Consider the following 17,347-nt stretch of genomic DNA (forward strand, 5'->3'; position numbering starts at 1 on the left):
GCTTTTTTTCTTTTTGCTACGGTGATTAAGTCTTTTAAGACCCTTGGTTTCTTGTTTTGCAATAAAATTAATTAAAGTAAGCTCCCATAAGCGACTAATACAATCATTCCCTATCTCTTCGGGGTAGTTATCATCTAGAAACTTTGAGTGTTGATTATATAAATGTTGCCAATAAGCTTTGGCTTCAGCGTGCCAAGGATGTTGTTCACTTCTGATAGCTGTATATAGAGAATCTTTCCCCTCTTTATCAAAGAGCATTTGGAATATCGAGTCTTTATTTTTCATACTGTATGGTTGAGGTGAGTTGCTGCTTGTTATTACTGAGTGCCCCATCAGTGCCCCTCAGAAGTCTTCAAATTTTTGAAACTACTCGTAACTACTTGATTTTATTGGTGGGCCCACTAGGACTTGAACCTAGGACCAACGGATTATGAGCCCGTCAATGTAAAAATAAGCAATTGATTTTATTATAATTTTTATCGCGGGAATCCACTACAAATGTCCTACGATGTATAACAATGTTGTACTCAAATACGCAAATTCCCCACAATGGATTTTACGGGGTTATTTTTAATATTAAAATCCATTTAGGGTTTCTGGGTTTTAATATTAAAATTATAAGTACGAAACTAAATGGATATTATCTGCTAGCAAATATTTGTTTTGCTTTTTCGCCAAGCAAATATTTAGCCATAGTTTCACTTCTTGTGTCCATAGTAAACCAATAGTGGGATTGTCATCTTCCTGTTAATGAGCGATAGTGGAGCCAATTTAGATTAAAGCTTAATGATAATTCATTTAAGATTTACCACGCACTGCGTGGTGAATTTCAGAGTTAAAATAAACAAGATATCCTGCTCTAGTTTTTTTTCTTGTTCTGATAAAATGAAACGTAATTTTGATACAAATATTCGTTATTTATTTGTAAGTAACGAAATTATGTATCATAATTTAAATATGAAGACAAAGGATAGCTATAAACAAATAGTACTCCAAATGGCTAGAAAAACGGGTGTAATCAAAATGTCCGATCTAACCAAACAGGGGATAACTAGAGCGACCGTTTCAAGACTTGTTAACGAAAACAAACTTGAAAAACTTGCTCCCGGACTATATTGCCTACCCGAGACTAAGTTTTCTGAAAAGGAAAGCCTGATTATTATATCAAGCCGAGTACCTCAAGCAGTGTTTTGTCTGCTAACTGCTTTGCAGATCCATGATCTAACAACACAACTACCTCGAAAAGTATGGGTCGCTATGCCAAAGGGAAGTCATGTGCCAAAAATGGATTATCCGCCGCTAAAAATGGTGCAATATTCAGATGAAGCCTTTAGTGAAGGAATTGAAATTATAGAATCAGATAATATTAAACTAAGGGTGTATAAATGTGCCAAGACAATTGCAGATTGTTTCAAACATCGCAATAAAATTGGACTTGATGTGGCCATTGAAGCGCTCAAAGAGGCTTATACAAAAAATAAAGTAACAGTTGATGAACTATGGCATTATGCGAAAATTTGTCGCGTTGCAAACGTAATGCGTCCTTATATTGAGGCAATTCAATGACAAAAAATATTGGTGAGTCTGTACGCTCACGTTTAAAGAATATAGCTGTTAAAGAAGGTTCTGATTTTAATGCGGTATTGACTCGTTATGGTCTGGAGCGTTTGTTATATCGAATTGGAGAATCAGAATATTCTAAACAGTTTTTGTTGAAAGGTGCCTTATTATTTAACTTATGGTATGACATGCCTCATCGCCCAACTAAAGATATTGATTTATTGGGGTTTGGTGATAATGATCTAGCGTATGTTAAACAAACGTTCAGTAAAATTTGCAGAATCTCTGCAGATGATGGAATAAGTTTCCTGTCTGAATCAGTGACGGTTGACACTATCAAAAAAGATGGAGGTTATACTGGAGCAAGAGTTGAGTTATTTGGGGAATTGGCGAAAGCAAAGATTAAAATACAAATTGATATAGGTTATGGTGATGCAGTTACCCCTGGGCCAATAGATGCCCATTATCCCGTACTTCTTAGTGATCTTCCTGCCCCTAAAATCCGTACTTATCCAATTTATACGGTAATTGCAGAAAAGCTGCACGCAATTGCATTATTGGGCATGGCGAATAGTCGATTAAAAGACTACTTGGATCTTTATGTATTATTAGGTAATGAACAGATAGATAATCAAGTCTTGGCTCAAGCCATACAAGCTACATTTACTCGTCGAGGTATGGCGCTTCCTGAAGTGTTGCCTATTGGTCTGACCGACGAGTTTGCTAACGACCCAAGCAGGGAACTAATGTGAAGAGCCTTTTTGAGAAAAAATGAACTAGATCAGAAGCCATTAACTGAAGTTATTGCTGTAATCAGAAATTTGGTTCAAATACTATTTTCTTTAGTAAAGTAAAATCTTATTTTTTCTTTTAAGTCATTATGTATTGTTATTGGTACACATGGGTGTCATGGAATAAGTTATTTCTTTTTGCTCGATTCATGAATCAATCTAAAAAGCGTATGATATTGTTTCCCACTCTCGCGGATTGTTCTTTTCATCTATTTCTGTTGCGGTGTATCAATGAAATAGAAGGGTGCCCTAGTTACTTTGATTCAGTCATTTTAGTGAGTGATGGTATAAATTTAGTCTACCAGTTTCAACGATGCTATTTATCTGATTTAGCTTATAATTTTATCATAGCTCTTTTGTTCAAATAAATATTCAGGATTCAGCCCTCAGTCTGGTGTAACGCTAAACAGTCAATATTTAGAGTGTGAACGAAAAAAGTTAATTGGCTATATCGACATTTTGTTGCTAAAATATTTTACAGGCATGAAACACTCTGAAATTCATTAAATGCCATGAAGGAGAAGGAGGCTCAGGCGATGATCAACGTGTTACCCGTCATTTTCTTCGGACATGGGAATCCGATGAATGCCATTACGCATAACGACTACACTACTGCATGGCGGCAGATCGGGACACAGATTACAAAACCAAAAGCAATTCTATCAATCTCTGCACATTGGTACGTGTCCGATACAGATGTCACTATCGACACAGCACCACGCACCATTCATGATTTCGGAGGATTTCCCCCTGAGCTCTATCAAGTACAATACCCTGCACCAGGCGATCCTGTTCTTGCCAGACGAGTTCAGCAGCTTCTTGCTCCACTGGATGTGAAGTTCGATAATTCCTGGGGACTCGATCATGGCACATGGTCCGTGTTCAAACATGTTTATCCCGATGCTGACGTTCCTATTATCCAGCTTAGTATCAATGAGAGCAAGCCTGCATCATTTCATTTCGAGATTGGCAAGAAGTTGGCTTCACTTAGAGAAGAGGGGGTACTGATAGCCGGTAGCGGCAATCTCGTACACAATCTTCATACTTACGCCTGGGGTCAACATTCACGAGCGCCCTTTGATTGGGCAACACGCTTCGAAAGCACTGTTAAACAGATGCTCCTTGTCGGTGATCACAAACCTCTCGTACACTACGAAACACTCGGGTCGGATGCAGCGCTTTCAATCCCAACACCTGAGCATTACTTACCTTTACTTTACGTCCTGGGTGCGAGTCAAACTGGCGAAAAAGTATGCCTTCCTGTTGAAGGTGTTGATGGAGGATCGATTTCGATGCTAACTGTGCAAATAGGATAAGCTTGCCATGGTACTGTGAGGAGAATATCGCACCATAATGCATTGGTTTGGAATTTTTATTTTATTTATCAAATTTATTCATTTGAATTACTTAATAGATGAAAGATGGGTGTTATAGATTATGTTGGTGAAATCAGAGGCGCTCACATCCATTCTTTATTAAATCTATTGCTTACAAACACAACATTATGAAATTTCTGCATCCTTCTTTCAATGTGTTTATAGGTAGATTTACCCTCATTGCTTTATCTAATTAATTTTTAGAGTAAACTCTCTATAACAATTAATTTGAAACTATTTTTTGAGAAGTTGTGAATATAGGAAAACTAAGGATAAGGACTTTCAATTGCATGGTTCTCTTCCTCTAATAACCACCATTGCGATGGGATTTGCTTTAGCATTAATTCTAGGGTTTATTGCTGTACACCTCCATTATATAGTCCATTAATTTGCGTCTATATTTAATATATCCTAAATACAATGGAAGGGCATCATTATGGGTTTATTGATTAATGGACAATGGGCTAATCAATGGTATGAAACTAAATCACACGGTGGCAAATTTCTTAGAGAAAATTCTACAATACGCAACTGGGTAACTCCCAATGGAGCACCTGGACCATCAGGCAAAGGTGGATTTAAGGCCGAAATTGGGCGTTATCATTTATATGTTTCACTAGCATGCCCTTGGGCACACAGAACTTTAATTTTCCGAAAGTTGAAAAATCTTGAAAAACATATACCTATATCCATTGTTAGCCCGGAAATGTTGCAGCATGGATGGACCTTTTGTGTGAGCGAAGGAAGTACCGGTGATGACGTTAATCATGCAAGCTATCTTTATGAAATATATACTGCAAATGATTCCAAATATACAGGTAGGGTGACGGTTCCCGTATTATGGGATGAAGAAACACGGGTAATTGTTAACAACGAATCATCAGATATTATACGTATGTTTAATCAATCGTTTAATTCTATTACACAAAACACCAAGGACTATTATCCGCAGAATCTTCAAAGTGCTATTGATAAAATTAATGAGTATGTTTACAAAAATGTCAATAATGGTGTTTACTCTTGCGGCTTTGCCACATCACAACGTGCTTATGAAAGCGCATACACGCGTCTTTTTAAGGCACTGGATCGCATTGAGTCTATTTTACATAAAAAGCGTTATTTACTAGGTGACACAATCACCGAAGCAGATTGGCGACTTTTTACAACCTTAATTAGATTCGATACGGTATATTACAGCCATTTCAAATGTAATAGACAACGAATTGAAGATTATCCCAATATTTCGGAATATCTGCGTGAGTTATATCAGTGGCCTGGTGTGAGTGAAACGGTCAACTTCTATCATATCAAACGTCACTATTATTATAGTCATTCTATGATTAACCCAACTCAGATAGTTCCTTTAGGACTAGAAGTTGATTTTTTACGTCCATTCAATCGGTGTATGACGCATAAATAACTACTCTAAAAAATCAAAATAGGTGAGGTAATTTGCTGGAGGGTACGAAATTTCACGGAACATCATGGATGTTCTCTGCCAGTATAGTTATAGTCCAATACATCAACCTTTTAATAGTTATCAATGTCTTATTTTTGTTTTGGTGGAACAACTAACATATCAGTGGTGCTAAGTTGTAATAATCGTTTAGCCACACTTCCTGTCAGTAAATACTGTAATTTAGAGTTTCCTTGAGCACCAAATGAAATCAAATCGGCCTGCCATTTTTCAGACTGAATGACAATGGTGTCTGCAATATATCCACCCATGATTTTTTTCTGGAATTTAGTTTGATCTACAGTACACTTACCAAGAAAATCATCTAACCTGTGAGTGATATCTTTTGTATCTTCCTGTTCATACCCTAGTAACAATTTAGTGAAATATATATCAATGATATGTAGTAATTGAAAGGTTGCATTAGGAAAACATTTGAATGTAAATTCAATTGCATTTTTACTTACTTCGGAAAAATCGGTAGCTATAATTATCCGATTATACGCAAAAGAAGGCTCTTTTTTTACCAGTAGGATTGGAACATCACTATGACTTACCATAGAACTTGAAGTCGTTCCTAAGATGTAATCATTGATGTAGTATTCACCATGTGCACCAGCAATAATCATATTACAGTTGTTTTCTTTAGCATATCTGACAATCTCATCAGCGGGTCTGCCTGCTAATACAGAAACACATATTTCAATGTTAGGAGAGTATTTTTTTATGCATTTTAAAAGTTTTTTTTCAACTTTCTTTTTTTGTGCAAGATAATCTTGTTCCAACTCTTCAATTGAAAATTGTGAAAAATTACCAATCTTTGGCTGGACTAAGATATGTAAAAAGTGGAGTATTGCTTTATGCTGTTCAGCTAAAGTAACTGCTCTTGAAAGGGAGTAGTCTGAATGCTTTGAAAAGTCACTAGCAATTAATATATTATTTATTTTCATTGTAAACCCCCTGCCTTTAAGCTTATATAAAGCTTAGCAAACGATTAGCTTGATTGCATATTATATTCATATCTTTGAACTACAGGCGATTTGTTTATTTGATATAAACATCCGTTGAGTCTGGAATGGTGAGGCCAAGGACTAAAGCTCATGCAGGAGATACTTAAATCGTTGTGCCTGATAATTCAATCCTTTGCTATGCTTTATTATTAAAAGAATATCCTTCTGAGGAAAAAATGATGCCACTAAAACACATAGTTATTGCCAGTGATTTTTCTAAATATGCCGAATATGCACTACAAAGAGCCATATCTTTAGCTGAGCGACATCATATCCCTCTTCATTTTATACACGTTTTACAACAGCCATTGTCGGTAGATTTTGGCCAATATCTCAGTGAACAACCAAAAGATTTTCTTTCATTAGAGAAAGAAACGCTGGATAAGCTGTCTGTTCTAATTATGAAATATTCCACCAATGTTTCAGTTAATCTATCAGTTCTTGCTGGGAGGGCTGCAGATGAAATCACTCAATATACGGAGCAAAATCAAGGAAATTTAATTATTGCAGGGGCTCAGGGACAGTATTATATCCATGAGTATGTGTTAGGAACCACATCGAGTTATCTTATAGAGCAAGGGAAGACTCCTGTTTTGCTTATCAAAAAGGAACCCTGTTTTTCCTATAAAAGAATAATTATTGCAACTGATTTTTCAAAACCCAGTAAAAAAGCCATTGAATTTACTTTTAAATGCTTTCCAGACGCCCAATTTCAGCTATTACATGTTGTGGATATTTTTAACAATCAAAATTTAAAAGGTAAATCTGTTGACATGTTCGAATCAAATACAAAAAATATTATGGAGCAGTTGGATTCTTTCTTAAAAGAATGCCATGTTAAATATGATCAATTTGAAAAAAAAATCATGGGTGGTTATTTGGCCGACACAATTATTCTACAGTCAAAAAACTGGAATGCAGATTTGTTGGCATTTGGGGCACAAGGACACTCTAAATTACACTATTTAATGACGGGCAGTGTGGCTAAGCGATTATTACAATTAAGCTATATTGATATGTTGGTGGTGCCACCGGCATAAAATAAACCGTTTAACTTGGTAGGGCAATCGGAAATATTGGTTTATGTTATATCAAGAACTAATGAGTTCGTTTTATTAGATGCCTGTATTTCCCCTCTTATTCGTCTATTTATTGCATCAATAAACATAACAGTATAATTTAGCAAATATTAGCTTTGCACTGAAATTTGATCAAATATTGTACATTTGATGAATTGTGAGCTATAGTTAAAGTGAGAGAGTAAACTGGAGGTAGGTTTATGTTAAATTCTATTGTGAAAGATACCTATGAAGCTCGTGTTAAAATAGGACACCACATTATATCTAAAATTACTGGAAAAATTCTCCATGAGTTGAAGGTACGTTTGATTCTATTATGTGATTTGGAATCTTCTGGAGCTAGAGGAGAACTCATAGATCTCGCTACTGATAAAATCATTTACAGATGTCATAAACAAACTCTAGTCGATAAATAATTCCCCGACTTTCTTATTATTCGCCAGATAAATTAATTTAAAATTTGAATCTTCTACTTCTCGCCAAGGAACGTTGAAAGCCGAGGCGAGAAAAAGATTCATTAATGCGTTTCAGTTGAGATAATGAGTATGGTACTTTAACTATTCTGGATTATTTATTCCTAAGCGGGTTAAAAGTGAAGTTTTTTGTTCGTGACAGGTTATGCTCACTGGGAGTGGGGAAGAGGGATTTTAGTCCTTTTCATTTGTCATTTAGCTTTGGATAATAAATTTGAATGGGTCTTTTCTTTCTATTAATTACCGCAAAGTCGGTTAATTTATGAAGATGAGCCGAGTTTTTGCTCATAATTTCCAAAACCACAAGATGCCGAGCCACTTCTGCATCTGCAATAAGAGAGCGATGACAATGCCAAGGTACAGCTTCAGCACACATTATAACGACTTTTTGGTTCTTTTTTATTAAGCCGTTTAATTCCTTTAGCCCTTCGTAAAACTCAGATGTTTGCATATAATCTGCAAAGCCACGGAAGCTTTTATTGCTCCATCCCATATTGATGGAATTATGAGTCGTTCGACGTAAACCACCCAATTTTGATAAATGAGTATAGGCAATTTTTTCTTTTCGAAGTGATTTTTTTAGTTCATTTTCATTAAACCATGGCACATGGCGAGATTTGGGTATGGTACGCACATCCACGACGTGTGTAATTTGATACGCATGTACTATATCAAGAAATTCCTGCAGAGTACGTGTCGAATGTCCAATGGTATAAAGTTTAGTCATAATTTTACACTATTATTCTCGCAATTTTAGAGTTTAGCTGGCTGTTATCTCTATGTTTACCTGACTATTGATGGAATTCGAAATAAAACAATTTTCATGAGCTTTTTCCCGCATCTTATTTATGGCCTCATCGTCAGGAAGTTTCGAACCACCAAATTTAATTTTGGGATGCAATGTAATTTCTGTCACGCTAATTTTTCCATGCTCATTTTTATTCGTTATACCAATAGCCTCATCAATATAACTATCAATGACATAACCATTTTTGCAAGCTACCGCTAAAAAAGTTTGCATATAACAACCCGATAGGGCTGACACGAGCAATTCCTCAGGATTAGGCAATTCTGATTTACCGAAGTAGACCTTTGGATTTGATGCCTGAATGTTTTCTCCTCCGCTAAATTTGATTGTGTAAGTACGATCATAGGTTTCATAATTAAAATCTGGCCCATTACGTTGCCAGCGAATAGAAGCTAAGTGATTACCCATACATATCTCCAATTATATAAATATGATTTAGTATCCAGAAAATTCCTCTGTACGAATATTATCATCATTAATATCCGCTTCATTTAACATCTTGCGCATGGCAGCAACCATTGTTGCTGGACCTGAGATATAATAAATAGGTGTAGTTAAATCTTTGATGTATTTTTCTAGCATTTCTCGATTAATAAAACCTTTTTCACCAGTCCAAGGCTGCTTTGATTTTTCCATAACCGTCATAGTTGAGATAAATTTATAATACGAATTTCCTTTTTCGAGAGATTTTAGTTCTTCCAGAAAGGCGGTATCTTCTGGTCTGTTATTAGAATAAAATAAATAAATTTGGTGCGGTAGCTTATCTTCTGTGGCTTGTGTAACAATGCTTCTCACCGGTGTAATACCAATTCCGCCTGTAAGAAATACAGCCGGTATCGCTTTATTATTATGTAGCGTAAAAGATCCATATGGCGCATCTAATTTGAGTTCAGTACCTATAGGAAGTGTTTTTAATACTCGTTTAAAGGCTGTATCGCGCATACGAGTAGCCACCATTAAATCGTTCGCATAAGGGGGATTAGTGAGCGAGAAAGCACGAGTATTACCTTCCTCATCTGTCTCTTCAGGATTAAGTAAAGTGAAGTCACCAAATTGACCTGCTTTAAAGGTGAAATCCTTTGGTTTTTCAAAAATAAATGCCATTGTTCCTTCTGCAACAATTTGGCGGTCTAAAAGTTTAATTTGGTAAATAGTCATAATTACAATTCCTTTTTTAACCTCGAAATACAAGAACAATCAAATTTTAGTTAATAAAATATTTAATAAAGCCACAGCATTATTGTGTTCAGTTTCTTTAGAACCAAATAATAAAGTCACTTTTTTTTTCTTCCCTTCATCTAGAATAATATCAATATCTTCTTGTTTATCTGTTATTTCTTGCGCGTAACGTTTTTGAAATTCAGTCCATTTCTTGGGATCATGATTGAACCACTTGCGTAATGAATCACTGGGTGCAATGTCTTTTAACCACAGATCAATATTTGCTTCAGTTTTTTTTATTCCGCGAGGCCAAAGTCTATCAACAAGGATTCGAAAGCCATCCGATTCGTTTGATTCCTCATAAATTCGTTTGACCTGTATATTCATTGTAAATGGCTCCCGTCGAAAATACATAGCTTACTAATATTAATTTAAATTACTCCGCATGGCTCAGCTTATTTTTTTAACATTCCTCTTAATACATAGTGTAAAATTCCACCATTTTTGTAGTAATCTAATTCATTTAATGTATCAATTCGCGAAATAAGAGTAACTTCGCTTTGATTTCCATCCTCTCTATGGATAACAACTTTTACTGGCATGCGTGGTTTCATCTGATGAGTAAGTCCTATAATATCAATGAGTTCAGAGCCTGAAATTTGCAGCGTTTTACGTGTGATTCCTTCAGGAAACTCTAGAGGCAAAATTCCCATACCAATTAAATTTGAGCGATGGATTCGTTCAAAGCTTTCTGCCATGACTGCCACAACACCTTGAAGCTTCGGTCCTTTTGCCGCCCAATCTCGAGAAGAGCCTGTTCCATACTCCCTACCAGCAATTACAACCAATGCTGTACCTCCATTTTTATAACGCATTGCAGCATCATATATCGGCATTATTTCACCAGTGGGAATATATTTTGTAAAACCTCCTTCAAGCTCTGGAGTCATCTCATTTCTAATACGGATGTTAGCAAATGTTCCTCGCACCATGACTTCATGGTTCCCACGCCGTGATCCATAAGAATTAAAGTCTTTAATTGTTACACCTTTGGATAGCAGATATTCCCCAGCGGGACTCTCTGGTTTAATGGAACCGGCGGGTGAAATATGGTCAGTAGTAATGCTATCTCCAAACAGTGCCAAAATTCTCGCACCTTTAATATTCTTAATTTTTTCTGGGGTCACACCCATACCATCAAAAAATGGTGGATGTTGAATATATGTTGATTCCAGCGGCCATGCATAAGTATCTGATTCAGAAATTTTCATAGAGCGCCATTCATCTGTTCCTGTGAATATATTTGCATAGGTGTCATGAAACATCTTGCTAGTAATAGTAGCTACCTCCCGGGCAATTTCATCATTATTTGGCCATAAATCTTTTAGATAAACAGGATTTCCTGCCTTATCTTCTCCAAGAGGATCTTTTGTCAAATCAATCAATACAGTCCCAGCAATGGCAAAGGCAACAACAAGCGGTGGTGACGCGAGCCAATTTGCTTTAACAAGTGGATGGATTCGTCCTTCAAAATTACGATTACCTGAAAGTACAGCTGAAACAATTAAATCATTTTCAATCACTGCTTTTTCTACAGGTTCGGGAAGAGGGCCAGAATTTCCGATACACGTTGTACATCCATAGCCTGCTAATGTGAAACCCAGCTCATTAAGATATTTTTGTAAGTTAGTTTTTTCCAGATAGAGAGTGACCACTTGAGAACCTGGTGCAAATGAGGTTTTCACCCAAGGTTTTCGTGTCATTCCTTTTTCAACTGCTTTTTTTGCTAATAATCCAGCTGCAATCAGTACATTTGGGTTCGAGGTGTTGGTACAACTGGTGATGGCTGCAATAACAACGTCCCCATGATGTAATTCATAATTCACATCGGTACCAAACGATTGTTCTTTCTCTTCGCTACGTTTGTTTTCTGCTAAGAATTTATCAAAAGTATTAGCCAGATCTGACAATTCAACTTGATCTTGCGGGCGTTTTGGGCCAGCAATACACGCTCGGATAGTTGATAAATCCAGTGTAACCAAATCTGTATAAACAAGTTCAGCTTGAGGATCATGCCATAATCCCTGAATTTTTGCATAAGCTTCAACAAGAGCAACGCTTTGCTCCTCTCTTCCACTTAAACGCAAATAATCCAGGGTGGCTTCATCAATAGGAAAGAAACCGCAAGTTGCGCCATATTCAGGTGACATATTGCTAATTGTTGCTCGATCTGCAAGAGATAAATGACGTAACCCATCTCCAAAGAATTCAACAAATTTCCCTACGACCCCTTTTTCACGTAAAAGATGTGTTACAGAAAGAACCAGATCAGTTGCTGTAATGCCTTCTTGTAATTGTCCTGTCAGTTTTACACCAATTACTTCAGGAATTAGTAAAGAAATTGGTTGTCCTAACATAGCAGCTTCTGCTTCAATACCACCGACTCCCCAGCCAAGTACCCCAAGACCGTTAATCATAGTCGTATGGCTGTCCGTACCCACTAAAGTATCTGGGTAGGCATATATTTTCCCATTGATTTCTTGAGTCCAAACTGTTTTGGCCAGGTATTCCAGGTTCACCTGGTGACATATTCCCGTATCAGGTGGTACAACACGGAAATTTCTAAATGCTTTTTGTCCCCATCGTAAAAACTCATAGCGCTCATAATTCCTTTCCATTTCCATTGTGGCATTGATTGTAAAAGCCTCGGGTATGAGGAACTGATCAATCTGTATGGAATGATCAATTATCAGATCTACAGCTGAAAGGGGATTAATTTGTTCTGGATTTCCACCAAGCTTTTCAATCGCAGCACGCATTGCAGCAAGATCTACAATAGCAGGTACGCCAGTAAAATCCTGCATTAAGACACGTGCAGGACGGTACACTATTTCGCGATTGGAAGTTTTTAGTTTTAACCATTCAATGATTGCTTTGAGATCATCAACTGTAACAGATTGTCCGTCTAGATGACGAAGTAAATTCTCCAAAAGAATTTTTAAAGTGTAGGGTAGTTTTGATAAGTCTTTAAGTCCTCCCTGTTCAGCAGCTAGTAAACTATAGTAATGATAATCGATACCATTTATCGAAAGAATTTGTTGTGTACTTTTATGGAATTCACTGGTAAGAACAAGGTCTGATGCAATGGTATGCTGTTTGATTTCCTGTATTCCCCCGGCCCAGGAGGGAGGATCGCTTGCTGGAAATGAATCCTCAGAAGACTCATTTATTATAGCCTGATTATTCTGGGGTTTTGCACCAAAGAGCCAATTTAGCCAATTTTTTATTTGTAGCATTACGATATCCTTATCGGAACAGTTTGTATGACGGAATTAGGAGTTAGATATATATTATAGTTAATTATTTTATGAATAATTTAAAACAAATTGTTTAAACTATAGATGATATCTAAGGCCCTCAAAATAAACTTGTGGAAGTTTGTATGCAAGCAAAGAAGATTAGGTGCTAACAAATTAATACAATCATTAAATAGTAAAGCTATACTTATTAATAATGAAAGTAGATAAAAACCAATAACATGGATGATTATTATGACCAAAAAAAGCTTTTTTCAACGAGAATGGAAAATATTTAAAAAATTCTATAATAAATCAGCAGAGAACCGAATAGGATTTTATAATTTTCTTGGGTTTATAGTTATCCCTGTAGTTGGAATGACAATTTTGTATATCATTGTTCGTATTTTCTGGATATGAATAAAAAATTATCATTATCTGCTTATTATCTCTAAAGACAGGGGTTTTTAATACATAGGAAAAGTATAGGCACATATAGTCGTAATGATTATCCTAACGTGATGATCGACGTTGGTTAAAACACCTACCTGTTATTGGAGGAACAGGTTAAATTGTCCTTCAATATGATATGGAACTCAATTTTATAGAACTATTGAATCAATGGAAAGAGCATATTTAATTTAATAGGACTGAGAGATTATGCATACTTCATTTCTTTTACAACCAATATACCCATTTAGGCTCGATTACACCATTTGGGCTCTACGTAGAAGGGGTAAGAACATTGTTGATTTATGGAGTCATGAACGTTATACACGTTTATTTTTTATTGAAAATCAATTAATTAAAGTAGATGTAGAACAAAAAAATGAAAAAGACATTTTGGTATCTACCAATATAAAAATTAGCTCACAAATAAAGATAGAATTAATCCGATTATTAGAAATGATGTTTGGGCTTAATCGTAACTTACACAATTTTTATCGTATTGCAGAAGAAGATCCTTATTTAACTTCTATGGTGAGTCAATTTAAAGGACTTAAGCCTCCTCGATTTCCTAGTATATTTGAGGCACTTGTTAACGCTATTTCCTGTCAACAATTATCACTTGATGCAGGATTACAAATTCAAAACCGTTTTGTTCAATATGTTGGAAAAAGTATGAATGATGCTTTTGGAACATTTTATTTATTTCCCCTTCCAAAAGATGTAGCAAGCTGCTCTATTCCTGAATTAAAAAAGTTGGGCTTTAGCACCAATAAATGCAGAACACTTATTGAGTTATCGTTAAGAATAATCGCTGATGAAACCTTGTTTGATAATTTAGAGGATAGAACCAACAATGAAATTGTAACATTTCTATGCCAATTTAAGGGGATTGGACGATGGTCTGCAGAATATGTCTTATTACGTGGATTGGGTAAAATTGAAATGTTCCCGGGAGATGATGTAGGTGCCGCAAAAAATTTACAGCTGTTGTTAGGTATTAAAACAAAATTGGATTACGAACAAATTTCAAAAATTACGAAAAAATGGTATCCCTATGCAGGATTTATTTATTTTCATTTATTACTGCAAAAACTAAACAATAAGGGATTGCTGGATAAACCTAATCTGAATTCGCAAGATGCCTAAACAAAGACACATTGATTCAGTCAACTTACTTCAAAAAACGATGGAGCAATGGCTTAGTACATGAGCAACATCGCGGTGGTTTATATTTTATGTTAATTAAACTGGAAGTTTAAGTAAGTTTAATATATTTAAACCTAGTAATAATTGAGTAAATAAGTTTGAAGTATATGGTGTGTGAGGCCTCTATGATCTTAACCATATCTTAAATCAAGATATTAAAGTTGTATTTAAAATGCATCTTTAATATAATATATTCTATATTACGTACCGCAAAGGAATATATCATGCCAGTAACTCATAAGCCTGCCAAAACCATTAGTGATAAAATTGCTTTTGGCCTAGTGAAATTTTTCCGCTTTTTTGCAGATACTTTTTTTCAAAAGCGCTATGGCAATAGAGCTATTGTATTGGAAACAGTAGCTGCCGTGCCTGGCATGGTGAGCGCTGCTTTACTGCATTTACGCTGCTTAAGAAAGATTAAAAATGATGAGGGTTGGATTAAAATTTTATTGGATGAAGCAGATAATGAACGAATGCATTTGATTACGTTTATGTACATTGCCAAACCTAATTGGTTTGAGCGCTTTATTATTTTTACCGCGCAAGCTATTTTTGTGGTGTTGTACCTGTTGATGTATGTTATTTCTTCAAAAACAGCGCATCGCTTTGTCGGTTATCTTGAGGAAGAAGCCGTGGTCAGCTACACCCATTATTTACAAGAGTTAGATGATGGCCGTATTGAAAATGTTTCTGCTCCTGAAATTGCTAAACAGTATTGGGGGCTTGCTCCAGATGCACGATTACGTGACGTACTTTTGGTCGTGCGTGACGATGAGGTAGAGCATCGGGATGTAAATCATCAATTAGCGGACAAGCTGACAAACGAGCGTACTTTATTGACCCAATTAGAATTGGAATCTACCGATAGTGCAAATAACAAGGAATCAAAGAGTCTTTGATAACAGAATAAGGATACGTTATGAGATTGGAACCTAATAAGTTATTGTGCTACAAAAAAACCGAGATTGACAGCCATGGAAAACTGAAATTTTTCCTGGAAAACCACAGCACTAAAGAAGGAACCTGGGGTAAGCTTTTTTTGCATGAAGGAGCTATTGATTTTGTATTTTTAAACGGTCAGGGAAAAGAACTGTCACGTGATCAGATTAATGAAGAGCATTCTCAAATAATGATTCCTCCTGCTGCGTGGCATAAAATTATTCCCGTTAGTGAATCGTTTAAAGCAACCCTTGAATTTTATTGCATTCCCCAACGTTACTTCAATAAAAAATACAGTCTAAATGCGGTACATAGTGACTTGATGTATATCTACCAGACTTATTTGCACCATTTACAAAAAGCATCCATCCTTGATGTAGGCTGCGGTTCGGGTAGAAATTTACTGTATTTAGCAAAAATGGGGCATCGTGTTAAAGGACTTGATTACAGCCAATCGGCAGTAGATACGATTCAGGATATTGCTCAAAAAGAAGTCCTGCCTGAGGCGGTCGCCCAATTACATGATTTAAATCAACCTTTAAGTCTTGACGCAGAGCGTTTTGATCTAGTGTTCTCAACAGTGTCGTTGCAATTTTTAAACCCAGCGCGTTTTCCAGCCTTGTTTACTGAACTTCAAGAGCTAACCAAAGTGGATGGATATCATTTTTTAGTCTTTCCTATCCAGTCCGAACTTTATCCATTACCTGATTTTTTCACGTATCTACCACAAAAAGAGGAAATTTATCATCAATACCAGGACAGTGGGTGGTCTATACTTGAATATAAAGAATCAGTAGGTCATTTACATAAACAAGATTCATTAGGAAGACAAATTTCTGGTTTGTTTGGTATTTTGCTTGCACAAAAAAACGGATAATGTATGACCTAAGCAAGGAGTGTAATGAACACTACTTATCGAAACAGGATCTACATTTGCCGTGTTTACACTCCCCCAAAAGTTAAAGAGGGGGTCTGGATTTTGGTCGATAGGCTTTGGCCTCGAGGTATTAAAAAAGAAGCGCTTGCTTTTGATTTTTGGCTAAAAGACATCACTCCGAGTGCTACTTTAAGGCAATTGTTTCATGGAAATAGTGGTGAGCGTTGGAGCGAATTTGTTGATTGTTACATTGAAGAATTAAACAATAAAGGCGATTTAATAAATCACATTTTGGAACAAGCAGAGTGCACTTCTATTACTTTGTTTTATGCTGCAAAAGACTTAAAACATAATCATGCACTCATTCTGCAATCGGTTTTGTATTCCTGGCCCCAAAAACCCGATAAAAAATTACTTCTCTGATGGGTTGATGTTCAATAGAACAGACAGATCACTTTTGTTATGCAAAACATCAGCTAGAGTATAACGCTCCAAAACCTCCATAAAAGCAGCTTGAGCCTCGTGCAACACACCTTTTAATTTGCATACAGGAGCAATACAACAATTGGCCTTTGTCTTATTAAAGCAAGGTACTAAATCAAAATTTGGCTCCAATTGAGTTATTATTCGACCTAAATTAATGGTTTCAGGTTGCGATGCCATGGTGATGCCGCCATTTTTACCTCGAATCGTTTTAATCAATCCAAGTTTGGCTAAATTATGAATGATTTTAACCATATGGTTGTTTGATATGCCATAGGCTTCAGTAATGTCTTTAATGGTACAGGATTCTTTTCTAAGAGTGATGTAAATCAAAGCGCGTAATGAATAATCGGTAAATTGTGTGAGTTGCATCATTAATTCC

Annotated in this window: 18 protein-coding genes and 1 pseudogene; 11 read left to right on the plus strand and 8 right to left on the minus strand. The window is 36.0% G+C overall.

Annotation, left to right across the window (positions count from 1 at the left end):
- Nucleotides 1-285, minus strand: a 285-nt coding sequence (locus tag Lpar_RS19225; RefSeq protein WP_237759392.1) for a hypothetical protein, incomplete at its 3' end; no start/stop codon positions are given.
- 600 nt (nucleotides 286-885) lie between these two features.
- Between Lpar_RS19225 and Lpar_RS10590 the strand changes: the two genes are divergently transcribed.
- From Lpar_RS10590 to Lpar_RS10605, 5 genes and pseudogenes are all read left to right on the plus strand, one after another.
- The gene (locus tag Lpar_RS10590; RefSeq protein ID WP_226997339.1) at nucleotides 886-1,566 is read left to right on the plus strand and encodes a type IV toxin-antitoxin system AbiEi family antitoxin domain-containing protein; all 681 of its coding nucleotides are present in this window, start codon (nucleotides 886-888) and stop codon (nucleotides 1,564-1,566) included.
- Nucleotides 1,563-2,312 carry a nucleotidyl transferase AbiEii/AbiGii toxin family protein gene (locus Lpar_RS10595; protein ID WP_237759393.1) on the plus strand — a complete coding sequence of 250 codons (750 nt, stop codon included), beginning with the start codon at nucleotides 1,563-1,565 and terminating at the stop codon, nucleotides 2,310-2,312. The genes Lpar_RS10590 and Lpar_RS10595 overlap by 4 nt, the downstream gene beginning before the upstream one ends.
- A 575-nt stretch (nucleotides 2,313-2,887) precedes the next feature.
- Nucleotides 2,888-3,667 (plus strand): 4,5-DOPA-extradiol-dioxygenase, encoded by a 780-nt coding sequence (gene ygiD, locus Lpar_RS10600; protein WP_058517912.1) that lies wholly within the window; start codon nucleotides 2,888-2,890, stop codon nucleotides 3,665-3,667.
- 346 nt (nucleotides 3,668-4,013) lie between these two features.
- A pseudogene (locus Lpar_RS19675) lies at nucleotides 4,014-4,097 on the plus strand (cation:proton antiporter); the annotation flags it as partial.
- Between the two features lie 66 nt (nucleotides 4,098-4,163).
- Nucleotides 4,164-5,147 carry a glutathione S-transferase family protein gene (locus tag Lpar_RS10605; RefSeq protein ID WP_058517913.1) on the plus strand — a complete coding sequence of 328 codons (984 nt, stop codon included), beginning with the start codon at nucleotides 4,164-4,166 and terminating at the stop codon, nucleotides 5,145-5,147.
- 128 nt (nucleotides 5,148-5,275) lie between these two features.
- Here the strand turns inward: Lpar_RS10605 and Lpar_RS10610 are convergent, their stop codons facing one another.
- Nucleotides 5,276-6,133 carry a universal stress protein gene (locus Lpar_RS10610; RefSeq protein ID WP_058517914.1) on the minus strand — a complete coding sequence of 286 codons (858 nt, stop codon included), beginning with the start codon at nucleotides 6,131-6,133 and terminating at the stop codon, nucleotides 5,276-5,278.
- A 173-nt stretch (nucleotides 6,134-6,306) separates the two neighbouring features.
- On the opposite strand from Lpar_RS10610, the gene Lpar_RS10615 reads away from it, so the two are divergent.
- Together Lpar_RS10615 and Lpar_RS10620 are read left to right on the plus strand one after the other, a co-directional pair.
- On the plus strand, nucleotides 6,307-7,233 hold the full coding sequence (locus Lpar_RS10615) for a universal stress protein (RefSeq protein ID WP_309146481.1): 927 nt from the start codon (nucleotides 6,307-6,309) through the stop codon (nucleotides 7,231-7,233).
- A gap of 239 nt (nucleotides 7,234-7,472) precedes the next feature.
- Entirely contained in the window at nucleotides 7,473-7,688 is a 216-nt protein-coding gene (locus Lpar_RS10620; RefSeq protein ID WP_003634920.1) for a hypothetical protein, read from the plus strand.
- Nucleotides 7,689-7,929: 241 nt separating this feature from the next.
- On the opposite strand, the gene Lpar_RS10625 is transcribed toward Lpar_RS10620, so the two are convergent.
- The 5 genes from Lpar_RS10625 to acnA form a co-directional block, all read right to left on the minus strand.
- Nucleotides 7,930-8,472: a DUF488 domain-containing protein gene (locus Lpar_RS10625; protein WP_058517915.1), complete on the minus strand. Its 543-nt coding sequence runs from the start codon at nucleotides 8,470-8,472 to the stop codon at nucleotides 7,930-7,932.
- Nucleotides 8,473-8,505: 33 nt separating this feature from the next.
- On the minus strand, nucleotides 8,506-8,961 hold the full coding sequence (locus tag Lpar_RS10630) for an OsmC family protein (RefSeq protein WP_058517916.1): 456 nt from the start codon (nucleotides 8,959-8,961) through the stop codon (nucleotides 8,506-8,508).
- Nucleotides 8,962-8,988: 27 nt separating this feature from the next.
- Nucleotides 8,989-9,711 (minus strand): FAD-dependent oxidoreductase, encoded by a 723-nt coding sequence (locus tag Lpar_RS10635; RefSeq protein WP_058517917.1) that lies wholly within the window; start codon nucleotides 9,709-9,711, stop codon nucleotides 8,989-8,991.
- A 39-nt stretch (nucleotides 9,712-9,750) separates the two neighbouring features.
- On the minus strand, nucleotides 9,751-10,101 hold the full coding sequence (locus tag Lpar_RS10640; RefSeq protein ID WP_058517918.1) for a DUF488 domain-containing protein: 351 nt from the start codon (nucleotides 10,099-10,101) through the stop codon (nucleotides 9,751-9,753).
- Between the two features lie 68 nt (nucleotides 10,102-10,169).
- Nucleotides 10,170-13,010: an aconitate hydratase AcnA gene (acnA, locus tag Lpar_RS10645; protein WP_058517919.1), complete on the minus strand. Its 2,841-nt coding sequence runs from the start codon at nucleotides 13,008-13,010 to the stop codon at nucleotides 10,170-10,172.
- A 660-nt stretch (nucleotides 13,011-13,670) separates the two neighbouring features.
- On the opposite strand from acnA, the gene Lpar_RS10650 reads away from it, so the two are divergent.
- The 4 genes from Lpar_RS10650 (at nucleotide 13,671) to Lpar_RS10665 (ending at nucleotide 16,905) form a co-directional block, all read left to right on the plus strand.
- Nucleotides 13,671-14,606: a DNA-3-methyladenine glycosylase family protein gene (locus Lpar_RS10650; protein WP_058517920.1), complete on the plus strand. Its 936-nt coding sequence runs from the start codon at nucleotides 13,671-13,673 to the stop codon at nucleotides 14,604-14,606.
- Nucleotides 14,607-14,890: 284 nt separating this feature from the next.
- Nucleotides 14,891-15,565 carry an alternative oxidase gene (locus Lpar_RS10655; protein ID WP_058517921.1) on the plus strand — a complete coding sequence of 225 codons (675 nt, stop codon included), beginning with the start codon at nucleotides 14,891-14,893 and terminating at the stop codon, nucleotides 15,563-15,565.
- A 20-nt stretch (nucleotides 15,566-15,585) separates the two neighbouring features.
- Complete coding sequence (tehB, locus tag Lpar_RS10660; RefSeq protein WP_058517922.1) at nucleotides 15,586-16,482, plus strand: SAM-dependent methyltransferase TehB; 897 nt, start codon at nucleotides 15,586-15,588, stop codon at nucleotides 16,480-16,482.
- Between the two features lie 24 nt (nucleotides 16,483-16,506).
- Nucleotides 16,507-16,905, plus strand: a complete 399-nt coding sequence (locus Lpar_RS10665) for a DUF488 domain-containing protein (protein WP_058517923.1) — start codon at nucleotides 16,507-16,509, stop codon at nucleotides 16,903-16,905.
- On the opposite strand, the gene Lpar_RS10670 is transcribed toward Lpar_RS10665, so the two are convergent.
- Nucleotides 16,894-17,337: an Rrf2 family transcriptional regulator gene (locus Lpar_RS10670; protein WP_058517924.1), complete on the minus strand. Its 444-nt coding sequence runs from the start codon at nucleotides 17,335-17,337 to the stop codon at nucleotides 16,894-16,896. The genes Lpar_RS10665 and Lpar_RS10670 overlap by 12 nt on opposite strands.
- Nucleotides 17,338-17,347: the final 10 nt, after the last annotated feature.

This window comes from Legionella parisiensis (assembly GCF_001467945.1).
Taxonomy (GTDB): Bacteria; Pseudomonadota; Gammaproteobacteria; order Legionellales; family Legionellaceae; genus Legionella; species Legionella parisiensis.